Source organism: Bacillus sp. 1780r2a1, from assembly GCA_024134725.1.
GTDB lineage: Bacteria > Bacillota > Bacilli > Bacillales > Bacillaceae_H > Priestia > Priestia aryabhattai_A.
Genome location: CP099863.1, coordinates 3,212,141 through 3,226,254, shown reverse-complemented (window position 1 = coordinate 3,226,254; position 14,114 = coordinate 3,212,141). Strand labels below are relative to the sequence as shown.

Genomic DNA, 14,114 nt, shown 5'->3' with positions numbered 1-14,114 from the left:
AAAGTAAGCGTTTGCAAAAAAACAAAGGGATTTTAAGAAAATTGTAGAATTATACGTTTTGGGAGATTTTTTTCTCTTTTAGTCTCATCGTACCATGGTTTTGAATAGACTTGAGAATATTTTATACTGCAGCGAAGGGAGAAGAAATATAATGAAAAAAGTTTTAATCGCTAATCGAGGCGAGATTGCTCATCGTATTATTAAAACTTGTCATACGATGGATATACAAACTGTTGCTGTTCATTCTACAGCCGATGAAAACCTACCTTATGTTAAAGCTGCTACAGTTGCTTATGAAATTGGAGAGCCTCCTGTTCAAAAATCGTATTTAAATATTGAGCGCTTGTTAGAAATTGCTCATAAAGAAAACGTTGATGCAATTCATCCAGGCTACGGATTTCTATCAGAAAATAGCACATTTGCTAAGCGTGTGGAAGAAGAAGGGTTTATTTTTATTGGACCATCTCCAAAAGTTATAGCAGATATGGGAGATAAAGTGAGAGCGAGAAAAATTATGCAAGAAGCAGGAGTTCCTGTTGTGCCTGGAAGTGAAGGGGCTGTAGCTGATATTGAAGAAGCGTGTAAAGTAGCTCAAGCTATTGGTTATCCGGTTATGCTGAAAGCTAGCGGTGGCGGTGGAGGCATTGGAATGGTTCGGTGTGATGATGAAAAGTCACTGCGTACAACATATGCATCGACAAAAGCGAGAGCTAAAGCATATTTTGGTCACGAAGAAGTATTTATTGAAAAATTAATTACAGATGCAAAGCATATAGAAGTTCAAATTTTCGGAGACCAGCTTGGGAATGCAGTTCACCTTTTTGAACGAGATTGCTCCGTACAGCGCCGCAATCAAAAAGTGATTGAAGAAGCGCCTGCAACATCGCTATCTATTGATACAAAACACCGTATGTATGAAACGGCCGTAGCCGCTGCTAAGGCAGTTCAGTATTACAATGCTGGCACTATTGAATTTATTGTAGATGCGCAGGAAAATTTTTATTTTTTAGAGATGAACACTAGACTTCAAGTTGAACACCCAATTACAGAGCAAGTTACGGGATTAGACTTGGTAAAGTGGCAGCTCTTAGTAGCTAGAGGGGACGCGCTACCCTTACAACAAGAAGAAGTTCAGCTTGCCAACCATGCGATAGAGTTTAGAGTATATGCAGAAGACCCTGTCACGTTTTTGCCTGCTCCTGGACAAATCACGCAGTTTTTGCTTCCAGAGCGTTCTTATGTTCGAGTGGATGCAGGGTATGATAGCGGAGACAAAGTAACACCTTTTTATGATCCGATGATTGCAAAGGTCGTTGTCACGGGTCGTACGAGAGAAAATGCAATTGAGCTTGCTAAAGCGTATTTCACGGAGGCATCAATTGAAGGAATTAAAACAAACTTACCTCTGTTTAAACAATTATTAAATGCAGAGCAATATGTAGCTGGAAAATACAACACAGCGGTATTGACAGAAGCTTTGAAGTGAAAAAGGAGGACTAAAAATGAAAGAAATGACAGCAACGATGGCGGGGATGGTATTAAATATTCATGTATCCGAAGGGGATTCTGTGACACAAGGTCAGGTGTTGATTATCCTTGAATCTATGAAAATGGAAATACCAATTGAAAGCACTGATGCAGGAACAATTGATGCAATTTTAGTTGGTGTAGGTGACTTTGTAAATGAAGGCGATGTATTAGTAACAATTTCTTAAAAGGAGTGAGCGTATGATACATACAAATGATTTACAAAAGCGCTATGAAGATAAATGTGAAGAAATTCGAGCAGGTGGAGACAAAAAATATCATGAAAAGTTAAAGCAACAAAATAAATTATTTGTTCGAGATCGTTTGGCTTTATTGTTTGATGAAGGTGAGTACAAAGAAGACGCGATGTTTGCTAATAATAAAGCGAAAGGCCTACCAGCTGATGGTGTTGTTACAGCCATTGGCAAGGTGAATGGTCAAACGGTATGCGTAATGGCGAATGATTCAACAATTAAAGCGGGGTCTTGGGGAGCAAGAACAGTTGAAAAGATTATTCGTATTCAAGAAACTGCTGAAAAGTTGCAGGTCCCAATGCTCTATTTAGTTGATTCAGCAGGAGCCCGAATTACGGATCAATTAGACATGTTCCCGAACCGACGAGGCGCAGGGAAAATCTTTCATAACCAAGTGCGTATGTCGGGAGTAGTTCCGCAAATCTGCTTATTATTTGGTCCTTCTGCAGCAGGAGGGGCTTACATCCCTGCTTTTTGTGACATTGTTATTATGGTAGATGGGAACGCTTCGATGTATTTAGGGTCGCCACGAATGGCTGAAAAGGTTATTGGAGAAAAAGTCACGTTAGAAGAGATGGGTGGTGCTCACATGCACTGTAGCGTGAGTGGTTGTGGAGACGTTCTAGTTTATTCGGAAGAAGAAGCAATTTCAAAAGCAAAATCGTACCTAAGCTATTTCCCTCAAAGCTTTCACCAAAAGCCAGCTGCGCTTGAAGGGAGGTTGCCTGTTAGTACGTCTAAAACACTAGGAGAGTTAATTCCTGAAAATCAAAACGTGCCGTTTGATATGTATGAGGCAATTGATACGTTGATTGATGAAGGAACGTTCTATGAAATTAAGAAATTATTTGCACCCGAACTTATTACAGGGCTCGCAAGGATGGATGGGAAAGTTGTTGGGATTATCGCAAATCAACCAAAGATAAAAGGTGGCGTATTGTTTGTTGACTCCGCTGATAAAGGAGCGAAATTTATCCAGCTATGTGATGCATTCCATATTCCACTTTTATTCTTAGCTGACGTACCAGGATTTATGATTGGAACGAAAGTGGAAAGAGCAGGGATTATTCGTCATGGTGCAAAATTGATTGCTGCAATGAGTTCTGCGACTGTTCCAAAAATCTCTGTAGTGGTACGCAAAGCATATGGAGCTGGATTATATGCTATGGCAGGCCCAGCGTTTGAACCAGATTGTTGTATTGCCCTTCCTACAGCACAAATTGCCGTAATGGGGCCGGAAGCAGCGGTTAACGCTGTTTATTCCAATAAAATTAATGAGATTACCGATCCAAAAGAGCGAATGATGTATATCAAGCAGAAGCAGCAAGAGTATAAAGAGCATATTGATTTATATACGCTAGCTTCTGAGATGATTATTGATGATATCGTGCCAGCTAACGACCTTCGCCAAACTTTAATTGAACGATTTGCTTATTATGAAACAAAAGCAATAGCTGAAGTTCGAAGAAAACATCCTGTATATCCAGTTTAATTATAAGAAACGAGAGTGTAGAAAAGCTAGGTAAGGGCTCCTTACCTAGCTTTTTATTATAAAGAGATATTATTTTAATGGTTAAAAATATTTGCTAAACTAATAGAGCGTATGCTACTTATGTAAAGAGGCATATCGAGAAAATAAACTAATAGAATGAGGAAGTTTTAATGAGGATAGCAGTTATTGGAGGCGGTGCAATCGGCCTTTTAATGAGTTCATACTTGGCTGAGCATGCTCACGTTACTCTGTATACGAGAAGAAAAGAACAGAGAAATCAATTACGGACGAATGGAGTAACACTAAAGCATAAAGCGACTGAGAAAAATGTAAAGGTAGATGCGCGGATTTTAACATCTAATGAAAACTTTGAACAGTATGAACTTGTTATTATAGCGGTTAAACAATATGGTATTAAAGAGGTTATTCCTTATTTAATGAAAGCTTCAAAGCATACATCGCTATTATTTGTTCAAAATGGAATGAGTCATCTTAATTTGGCGCAGAACCTTCCTCAGCATAATGTATACTTAGGTGTTGTTGAACATGGTGCAATGAAAGAGGCAGATGATGTTGTTATCCATTCAGGGGTTGGCATCACGCGCGTTGCTTTGTTTAGAGGAGACCACCTAATTCCCTTTCAACAGTTTCATTCGACTGAGTTTGGATTTGTTTGGGAGAATGATTGGTATGAGATGCTTATTCAAAAGCTAATTGTAAACGCGGTAATCAATCCTTTAACAGCTCTTTATCGAGTGAAAAATGGTGAGATTACAGCTAACCCATTTTTTTATAAAACAGCTAAAGCTGTTTTTAATGAGCTGCATGCTGTGTTACGATTAAAAGAACCAACAGCCTATTGGAATCGAGTAGTAGATGTTTGTGAAAAAACGGCTCAAAATCATTCATCGATGAGGAAAGATCTTCAACAGCAAAGAAAAACAGAGGTTGAATCCATATTAGGTTATATTTTAGAAGAAGCGGCTCAGCGCCAGGTTAATACTCCTATTATCCAATTTGTATATAATGGAATATTAGGGTTGGAAGATAGTGAAGGAAGGTGATCGGGAATGGGGAGCTTAGTTGCAAGCATCTTGGCTACGTTTATCACGCTGCCAGTAGTAGGTTTTTTTGTATTATACACCCTGCTCAAAAAAGTGATAAAAAATCGGCGTAAAGCAGTTCATATCTCTACATATGTCTCAACGATTTTTTTCATTGTATCCACGCACTACTTTGCCAAGCAAATTTTTGACCAGTCTTTTTTGTGGTTGATTATTTTAGTGCTGCTGGTTTTGGCGATGATTGTAATGCTTATAAACTGGCAGGTGAAGAAAGACTTACAGCTGAAAAGAATGACAAAAGGAATGTTTCGAATCAGCTTCTTTTTCTTTTTGTTTTCGCATGTGTTATTAGTTGTTAGTGGCCTAATCTTTGAATTATTAAAGTTATGAAGCATGTTACTAGACGTGTCGAGAAACAATATGGATAATGAAGCTAGGTAAACTGAACAAGTATTAGTTATAGAAAGGAAGTTCTTTCATGGAGATTACAGATGTCTCTTTATCAGCAACTAACAAGTTAACAGAAGAATATATACAGGATAGCAACCAGGCTATGTCATACTTTGATTACAATATACATAAGAGTGATGTTTATAAAGAGCGCTTACAAGATTTGAAAAGCTATACTCATCCAAGAGAAGAGCTTGTTGAATACTTAATGGCATTTAACAAGAAATTAAATGCGTCAAATAAAACGTTAGAAAATATTGAAAAGCTTCGTAATCGAGATAGTGTTGTGGTGGTTGGAGGTCAGCAAGCAGGGCTTTTGACAGGACCTTTATATACCATTCATAAAATTATTTCAATTATCCTATTAGCAAAACAGCAGGAAAAAGAGATGGGAGTGCCTGTATTACCAGTGTTTTGGATTGCTGGAGAAGACCATGATTTTGCTGAAATTAATCATGTGTATATAGAAGATAAAGGACATATGCTGAAGAAAACGTTTAAGCAGTCTCTTAAAACAAAAGACATGGTTTCTCATGTTACAATTAATAAAGAAGCCTGTAGTGAGTGGATTGATAGTTTATTTCAATCGTTTGGTGAAACAGAGCATACAAAAGAAGTGTTGGCTTTCTTAAAAAACTCCCTTCAGAACTCTCAGACATTCACTGATTTTTTTGCATACTTAACAACAGAATTATTTACACAGTATGGCTTAATTTTAATGGATGCCGCTTCAAAAGAAGTACGTAAGATTGAATCTTCCTTCTTTATTCAGCTTATTGAACAAAATGAAGCTTTATCTCAGTCAGTTATCTCTCAGCAGCAAAAACTAAGTGGAGAATATCAAAAGGTAATTGATGTGGGAAGTGAAACGGCACATCTTTTCTACTCTCATGAAGGAAATCGTATCTTGTTAGAACGAGATGAAGATCAGAATTTTAAAGGGAAACAGAATGAAGTATCCTTTTCAAAAGAAGACTTGATTCAACTCGCGAAACAGCGTCCAGAGTTACTAAGCAATAACGTAGTGACACGTCCGTTAATGCAAGAGTACTTGCTTCCAACGTTAGCTTTTGTTGCTGGACCTGGTGAGGTAGCGTATTGGGCAGAATTACAGCAGGCGTTTAATATCTTTAATTTTACTATGCCTCCAGTTGTTCCTCGGCTATCCTATACGTTAGTCGAGCGAAACATTGCAAAATATTTAGAAGAACTAAATATTGATTCAGAAAAAGCAGTTGTACAAGGTGTAAGTACAGAACGAGAAGCATGGTTACATGCAGAAGTTCGTAACCCTTATGAAGGCTACTTTAATGAAGCGAAGGCAAAAATAGAAGAAATTCATAAAACTCTTCGTGAAAATGTTCAAAAAGAAGACAAAACGTTTGAAGAAGTTCTATTGAAAAATCGAGCAATTCTTCAAAAGCAAATGGAGACTGTTCAAAAGATTGTCGAATCTAAACAGCTCGTTAAGCACGATGTAACGCATACGAAATATAATAAAATTGAGTGTGCGCTTCGTCCTAATGGAGCTCCTCAAGAGCGAATCTGGAACGTCGCGTATTATTTGAATAAATATGGCATGCAGTTCGTGTCACAATTACTCAATGAGGAAGTCGAATTTAATCATCACTTAAAGGTTTGTTACCTCTAATAAAATCCTGCTGCAAAGCAGGATTTTTCTTTTGCAAAAGAGAAACAGTGTACATACACAAAGCAACCAAACAAATCCTTAACAGTTATTTTTTTACAAACACTAAAAATCATCATGGCGCCTTACTTTTTATGTCAGGAATATGTCTCATGTTTAACAAAATAAAACCTTTTGTAACAGAAAGACAAAATTCTACTTAATTCTTGTATAAATAGCTGAAAAAATGTTGAAATTTGATATATAATGAAATGGTATTGAAAATGTATAAAAGTTGCCTTTATTTTAAGGTGTTTATACATAATTAAGTAGTTTAAAAAGAAGTAGGTGTCAACATGTTTAATCACACAACTGTTTTGCTAAAAGAAGCAGCAGAAGGCTTAAATATTAAGCCTGACGGAATTTATGTAGACTGCACGCTTGGCGGAGCAGGTCATAGTGAATATATCGTCAAAAAGTTATCTGATGAAGGTAGGTTAATTGCATTTGATCAAGATGACATTGCAATTGAAAATGCAAAGGATAAATTAGCCCCTTATCTAAATCGAGTAACGCTCATAAAAAGTAATTTTCGTTATTTAAAAGAAAAGTTAGAAGAACATGGAATCACAGAAGTAGACGGGGTTTTATTTGATTTAGGTGTTTCGTCTCCGCAGTTAGATACCCCAGAACGAGGCTTTAGCTTTCACCATGATGCACCTCTTGATATGAGAATGGATACGAATTCAAGCCTTTCTGCTTATCATATTGTCAATGAATGGCCGTATGAAAAGCTTGTGAAAATTTTCTTTCAATATGGTGAAGAGAAATTCTCAAAGCAAATTGCTAGAAAAATTGAGTCATATCGTGAGCAAAAAGCAATTGAAACAACTCTGGAGCTTGTTGACATTATTAAAGACGGTATTCCCGCAGCTGCACGTAGAACAGGTGGGCATCCAGCAAAGCGCGTGTTCCAAGCAATTCGTATTGCTGTAAACGATGAACTTCAAGTATTTGAGGATGCAGTTGAACAAGCAATGGACGTAATCAGCGTTGGTGGACGAGTAAGCGTTATTACTTTTCACTCGCTAGAAGATCGGATTTGCAAAGTAGCATTTAAAAATGCGAGTACAGGCCCGCAGCTTCCACATGGATTACCAGTTATTCCAGAAGAATTTCAACCAAAGATGAAGGTAATTACGCGCAAACCAATTGTGCCTTCTGAAGAAGAAGTGGTTGATAATAAGCGAGCTCGTTCTGCAAAGTTAAGAATTATTGAGAAACTAAAGTAAGCGTAACAGGCAAAGAAAAAAGAGGAGGGGATTGTGTTGAGTAATGTAGCGTATCAAGTTAAACCAAACACGCAACATGAACAACAAAAGCAGCCGGTTCGTAAAGTTGTAAAAAAGTCGAAACGAAAGATTTCAGTCGGTGAAAAGTTTGTTTATACAGGTACACTTGCACTTATGCTGTTTGGTGCAGTTCAAATGATTTCTAATCAAGCGACGCTTTACAGTACAAATGCGGAAGTACAGGCGTTAGAATCAAACATTCAACAGCAAGAAACAAAAAACAATGAGTTGAAGCTTCAGGTAACAGAGCTAAGTGCGTATGAGCGAATTTGGGCAAAAGCAAAAGAACTAGGACTAAGTTTAAACGAAAATAACGTTAAAGTAGTCGAAAATTGAACCAATGAAAATGCCTAAGAAAAATAGCAATATTAGTACGGGAGCAGCAATATTGATTGTAATATTTGCATTGCTCTTTTTTGTATTAACAGGAAGGTTCTTTTATATACAGGCCACAGGGAAAGCTGAAGGTCAAGCTTTAGCCGAAATCGCACAAAAGAAATATACGAGAGAAACAACCATTGAAGGACAGCGTGGAACGATTTATGATCGCAACGGGGAAGCTATTGCACACGATACGGGAGCATATACGGTTGTAGCAATCCTAGACCCAGACCAAACAAAAGATAAAGACAAGCCAAAGCACGTAGTAGATACGGAAAAAACAGCAAAAGAATTAGCACCGCTGCTTAATATGAAAGAGGAAGAGTTACAGAGTTTGTTAGATAAAGGTGTAAAAAAAGGTTCGTTTCAAGTAGAGCTTGGCCCCGGGGGACGGGATATCAATAATACGACTAAGCAAAAGATTGAAAAGCTGAATTTACCTGGTATTACGTTCTTGCGAGATGCGAAGCGTTTTTATCCAAACGGAGTATTTGCTTCTCACATTTTAGGTTACGCGCAAAAGAATGATGAAGGAAAAATCGTTGGAAAAATGGGGATAGAGCAAGTTTATGATAAGCAGTTAACAGAAGAGGATGGAAAAGTACTCTATCAAGCTGGTCAAAACGGAATTAAGCTTCCTGATCCCAAGGAGTCTATCGTTCCTCCTAAAAATGGTGATAACATTTACTTAACCCTTGATGAAAAAATCCAAACGTTCGTAGAAGACGCTTTGACAAATGCTCAAAAGGAATACGATCCGGATAACATTATGGCTGTGGTTGCAAACCCAAAAACAGGCGAGATTCTAGCAATGTCTACGAGACCAACGTTTAATCCAAACGTTCGTGATATAACGAATTATCGAAACCCTATTATTGAAGACAGCTTCGAGCTTGGTTCTACGATGAAAATTTTTACGCTCGCTGCTGCGATTGAAGAAGGCGTGTATAATGGCGAGGATATCTATCAATCAGGAGCTTACAAAGTTAGTGAAAAAGATGCGCCAATTCGTGACCATAACGGTGGTAATGGCTGGGGGCCAATTACATTTAATGAAGGTATTCGTCGTTCGTCCAACGTTGCCATTGCGATTTTAGCGAATGAAAAGCTCGGCACAGAAACGCTCTTTAATTATTTAAAGGATTTCGGATTTATGAAAAAAACAGGAATTGATTTGCCTGGCGAAGCTTCTAGCAAACTGATTTCTAAATATCCAAGGGACCGAGTAACGACTGCTTTTGGTCAAGGTTCAGCATTCACTCCGATTCAGCAAATTCAAGCTGCTACTGCCATTGCCAACGATGGTAAGATGATGAAGCCTTACGTCATTGAAAAAGTTGTAGACGGTACAACGAACAAAGTGAAAAAAGAAACGAAGCCAGAAGTAGTAGGAAAACCTATTTCAAAAGAAACGGCTGATGAAGTACTTGACATTCTTGAAAGCGTTGTGTCTGAGGATGATGGTACTGGAAAAGCATACGCTATTGAAGGTTACGACGTAGCCGGTAAAACAGGAACAGCTCAAATACCGAATCCGAATGGGGGAGGGTATTTGCGTGGATATGGTAAAAACTTATTCTCATTTATAGGGTTTGCACCAGCGAAAGATCCAGAGCTAGTAGTTTATGTAGCAGTACAAAATCCAAAATTAACTCCTCAAGAGTCAGGTTCAGCTCCGATTTCGATGATTTTTAATCCCGTTATGAAAAATAGCTTACAAGCATTGGGAGTTAAACCTAAAGAAACGGACGAAGAAAAACAGAAGCAAAAAAGCACATCGTCTGAAATTAAACTTGATAATTATGAAGGTAAATCGATAAGTGACGTCACGAAAGAATTAGAAGCAAAAGGACTAAAACCTGTCATTGTTGGAGAAGGCAAAAGCATCAATGACCAATTTCCTAAGGCTGATCACACCGTTATTAGTGGAGAAAAGGTATTTTTACAAACAACGGGTACACCAACGATGCCTAATATAATCGGGTGGTCTCATCGTGATGTGATACGATTTACTGAGTTTATGAATGTGAAAGTGAGTGCATTAGACAGTGGTTTTGTGGTGACTCAAAGCATTAAGCCTGGTAAAGCTGTTAAAGAAGGAAGCTATTTAGTAGTAGAGCTTGAACCTCCTGAATCCCTTTCAGAGGCTTTAGAAGCAAAAGAGAAACTGAAAGAAGAAGAAGTTCAAAGTGAAGAAGGTCAGGGAGATTCCGACGAAAAACCTGCTGAACCAACTGATTAGAAATACGTTCTACCCAAGAGTGTACAAGCATATATTGGAACGAGCCGATTCAGAGGAGGTTCTACTATATGCGGGTATCAGGAGTAACTGTTCGCAAACGATTAGCAGCAGTTTTAATTGCAGGTTTTTTAATCTTTTTAATTATTGACACAAGGCTTGGGTACGTACAGCTTTTTATGGGGGATACGTTGACAGAAAAAGCTAAGGGGCTTTGGAGCAGAAATATCCCTTTTGAACCAGAAAGAGGGAAGATTTTAGATCGGAACGATGTGCCACTAGCAACCAATAAAAGTGCGCCCACGGTGTTAATTATGCCAAGACAAATTGAAGATCCGGCAAACACAGCTGAACAGCTAGCAAAAGTGTTAAATACAACGAAAGAAAAAGTATATGAGCAGATTACAAAGTCGGCTTCTAGCGTCTATTTACGCCCCGAAGGTCGTAAAATCTCACATGCTAAAGCAAATGAAGTGAGAAACTTGAACCTAAAAGGCGTGTACATCGCAGAAGACTCTAAGCGCCATTATCCATTTGGTAGTTACCTCTCTCATGTGTTAGGGTTTGCGGGAGTTGATAATCAAGGTTTAATGGGCTTGGAACTTTACTATGATAAGGAATTAAAAGGTGAGCAAGGTTCAGTTAAGCTCTATTCAGATGCAAAAGGGAAAAAAATGCCCAATATTGCAGATGATTATACAGAGCCGGTTGATGGGCTGGATTTAAGACTAACCATTGATTCTAGAGTAAATACAATTATTGAGCGCGAGCTCGATAATGCACAAACTACGTATAACCCAGATGGGATGATTGCTATTGCAATGAATCCTAAAACGGGTGAAATTTTGGGGATGTCAAGTAGGCCGACATTTGACCCTGCTGATTTCCAAACAGTTGACCCAGATGTGTATAATCGTAACCTTCCTATATGGAGTGCGTATGAGCCTGGTTCCACGTTTAAAATTATTACACTAGCAGCTTCTTTAGAGGAAAAGAAAGTGGATTTATTAAAGGACCAATTCTATGATGACGGAGCGGCAGAAGTGGGCGGTGCCAAACTAAGATGTTGGAAGCGTGGAGGACATGGACAGCAAACTTTCTTAGAGGTTGTACAAAATTCTTGTAACCCAGGCTTTGTGGAACTAGGAGAGCGTTTAGGGAAAGAGACGCTTTTCAAATACATTCGTAACTTTGGTTTTGGTGACAAAACGGGTATTGACTTACAAGGGGAAGCAAGAGGCATTTTATTTCCGCTCGACCGTGTTGGTCCAGTAGAACAAGCCACAACTGCTTTTGGTCAAGGTGTAGCTGTCACTCCCATCCAGCAAGTTGCTGCCGTAGCAGCGGCCGTAAATGGGGGAACTTTGTATACTCCTTATATTGCTAAGGAATGGGTTGATCCAAAAACCGGAAATGTGGTTCAGAAAAATGAACCAGAAGCAAAGCGCAAAGTTATTTCTGAAGAAACATCAAAACAAGTTCGCTTTGCTCTTGAGAGTGTTGTTGCTCAAGGATCGGGTAAAAACGCGTTTGTAGAAGGATACAGAGTTGGTGGTAAGACTGGAACAGCTCAAAAGGCAAAAGATGGGAAATATTTAGAAAATAATCATATTGTTTCATTTATTGGATTTGCTCCCGCTGATGATCCTGAACTAGTGGTATATGTAGCGGTAGATAATCCGAAAGGAACTACTCAATTCGGTGGAGTAGTTGCTGCGCCAATTGTAGGAAAGATTATGGAAGATAGCTTGCCAGTATTAGGTGTACAACCTCGGACTGGCCAAATTGAGAAAGAGTTGACATGGTTAGATACACCAATGATAAAAGTACCAAATCTTGTAGGGTTATCAAAAAAAGAGTTACAAGAGCAGTTAGTTAATTTAAAATTAGATGTGAGTGGTTCAGGGGAAGAGGTCATTAAACAATCACCTGAGGCTGGAACGAAGGTGAAAGAAGGCGAAACAATTCGAGTATACATGAGTAATTAAGTCATATATATATGAGTGATTACGTGGTACAATAGAAGATGTTTCATTTTATAGAATAAGTAATGACATGAACTGACTCTTTTATTCTATTCGTTTTATTCACTATAAGTGGAATTATCTACTTGTATGTTTGAGACAATTAAGCCTTGAGGGAGTTCCCTCGTGGCTTCTTTTTCTGTAAAATGTTCAAGGTGATACTTCGCTTTACACATAGAGAGGACATGGTAACAATGGATTTAAGAAAGCTATTAGGGCATTTGCATGACTTCGTGCAAATTCCTGAAAACAACATTGAAATTACTTCAATTGAAATGGATTCAAGAGAAGTACAGCCGGGTGCACTATTTATTTGCATAAACGGTTATACGGTTGATGGACACGATTTTGCACAAACAGCTGTCGAAAAAGGTGCAGTGGCTATTCTGGCAGAGCGTCCGCTTAATGTTGATGTACCTGTTATTTTAGTCAAGAGTACCAAGCGAGCAATGGCTGTGTTAGCTGATGCTTTTTATAGCCATCCAACTCAAAAATTACGTTTAATTGGCGTAACGGGAACAAATGGTAAAACAACCATTACACATTTAATTGAACATATGTTTAAAGCACAACAAAAGAAAACAGGTCTTATTGGTACAATTGAAATTCGTATTGGCGATCAGTCATATGACGTGAAGAATACCACGCCAGAATCGTTAACTTTACAAAAAACATTTGGTCAAATGGTAGAAGAAAATGTTGAAGTAGCAATGATGGAAGTGTCTTCACATGCACTTGATATGGGAAGAGTGCACGGATGTGACTTTGATGTTGCCGTGTTTACAAATTTGACCCAAGATCATTTAGACTATCATGAGACAATGGATGACTATCGTCGAGCAAAAGGGCTATTATTTGCTCAATTAGGCAATGCTTATTATAGCGACAAGCGCCCTAAATTTGCGATTTTAAATGCGGATGATGATGCATCAAAAGAATATATTCGCAGCACGGCAGCTACAGTCATTACATATGGCATTGACAATGAAAGTGATATACGTGCAAAAAATATTCAAATGACAAACGGTGGTACAACATTTACGCTTGTAACTCCTATGGAGAGCGTGGATGTAACGATGCAGCTTGTTGGGAAATTTAGCGTGTATAACGTACTAGCAGCAACTGCAGCTTGCTTAGTGTCGGATATGCCGCTGTCCATTATTGTCGAGGAAATAACGAAATTGCAAGGGGTCTCGGGTCGTTTCGAGTTAGTAAATGAAAACCAAGATTTTACGGTTATTGTTGATTACGCACATACACCAGATAGCTTGGAAAATGTCTTACAAACGGTAAAACAATTTGCAACAAATAACGTCTATACTATTGTTGGGTGCGGTGGAGACCGAGATCGTACAAAGCGTCCAATTATGGCGAGCATTGCCGCTTCTTATAGTACGGAGGCTATCTTAACATCTGATAACCCAAGAAGTGAAGATCCGGAAGCGATTTTAAATGATATGGAACAAGGGATTGAAACCGATAATTTTGTTACAATTGTTGACCGAGCAGAAGCCATCAAGTTTGCGGTATTAAAAGCTCAAAAAGATGATGTTATTGTCATTGCAGGAAAAGGGCATGAGACGTATCAGATTGTTGGTAATCAGGTTCTGGATTTTGATGATCGTGAAGTGGCACGTAAAATGATTAGGGAGCGAAATTTGTAATGAATTGTTTGAAACAAAAAAGAAGAAACATCAATACATT

The 14,114-nt window shown here is 38.4% G+C and carries 11 protein-coding genes; all 11 read left to right on the top strand.

Annotated elements, in window-relative coordinates:
- Positions 1-151 precede the first annotated feature (151 nt).
- The 11 genes from NIZ91_16150 (at position 152) to NIZ91_16100 (ending at position 14,074) form a co-directional block, all read left to right on the top strand.
- The gene (locus tag NIZ91_16150; GenBank protein ID USY54267.1) at positions 152-1,486 is read left to right on the top strand and encodes an acetyl-CoA carboxylase biotin carboxylase subunit; all 1,335 of its coding nucleotides are present in this window, start codon (positions 152-154) and stop codon (positions 1,484-1,486) included.
- A gap of 16 nt (positions 1,487-1,502) precedes the next feature.
- Positions 1,503-1,715 (top strand): biotin/lipoyl-binding protein, encoded by a 213-nt coding sequence (locus NIZ91_16145; protein ID USY54266.1) that lies wholly within the window; start codon positions 1,503-1,505, stop codon positions 1,713-1,715.
- A 13-nt stretch (positions 1,716-1,728) separates the two neighbouring features.
- Positions 1,729-3,273, top strand: coding sequence for an acyl-CoA carboxylase subunit beta (locus NIZ91_16140; GenBank protein USY54265.1), 1,545 nt, complete (start codon positions 1,729-1,731; stop codon positions 3,271-3,273).
- A gap of 170 nt (positions 3,274-3,443) precedes the next feature.
- The gene (locus NIZ91_16135; GenBank protein USY54264.1) at positions 3,444-4,337 is read left to right on the top strand and encodes a 2-dehydropantoate 2-reductase; all 894 of its coding nucleotides are present in this window, start codon (positions 3,444-3,446) and stop codon (positions 4,335-4,337) included.
- A gap of 6 nt (positions 4,338-4,343) precedes the next feature.
- Complete coding sequence (locus tag NIZ91_16130; protein ID USY54263.1) at positions 4,344-4,727, top strand: DUF3397 domain-containing protein; 384 nt, start codon at positions 4,344-4,346, stop codon at positions 4,725-4,727.
- A gap of 88 nt (positions 4,728-4,815) precedes the next feature.
- Complete coding sequence (gene bshC, locus NIZ91_16125; protein USY54262.1) at positions 4,816-6,438, top strand: bacillithiol biosynthesis cysteine-adding enzyme BshC; 1,623 nt, start codon at positions 4,816-4,818, stop codon at positions 6,436-6,438.
- 332 nt (positions 6,439-6,770) lie between these two features.
- Positions 6,771-7,706, top strand: a complete 936-nt coding sequence (gene rsmH, locus NIZ91_16120) for a 16S rRNA (cytosine(1402)-N(4))-methyltransferase RsmH (protein USY54261.1) — start codon at positions 6,771-6,773, stop codon at positions 7,704-7,706.
- A 36-nt stretch (positions 7,707-7,742) separates the two neighbouring features.
- On the top strand, positions 7,743-8,102 hold the full coding sequence (gene ftsL / locus NIZ91_16115) for a cell division protein FtsL (protein ID USY54260.1): 360 nt from the start codon (positions 7,743-7,745) through the stop codon (positions 8,100-8,102).
- A gap of 10 nt (positions 8,103-8,112) precedes the next feature.
- Positions 8,113-10,389, top strand: coding sequence for a penicillin-binding protein (locus NIZ91_16110; GenBank protein ID USY57194.1), 2,277 nt, complete (start codon positions 8,113-8,115; stop codon positions 10,387-10,389).
- Between the two features lie 68 nt (positions 10,390-10,457).
- Positions 10,458-12,374 (top strand): stage V sporulation protein D, encoded by a 1,917-nt coding sequence (locus tag NIZ91_16105; GenBank protein USY54259.1) that lies wholly within the window; start codon positions 10,458-10,460, stop codon positions 12,372-12,374.
- A gap of 230 nt (positions 12,375-12,604) precedes the next feature.
- Positions 12,605-14,074, top strand: coding sequence for a UDP-N-acetylmuramoyl-L-alanyl-D-glutamate--2,6-diaminopimelate ligase (locus NIZ91_16100; GenBank protein ID USY54258.1), 1,470 nt, complete (start codon positions 12,605-12,607; stop codon positions 14,072-14,074).
- The last annotated feature ends 40 nt before the right edge of the window (positions 14,075-14,114 follow it).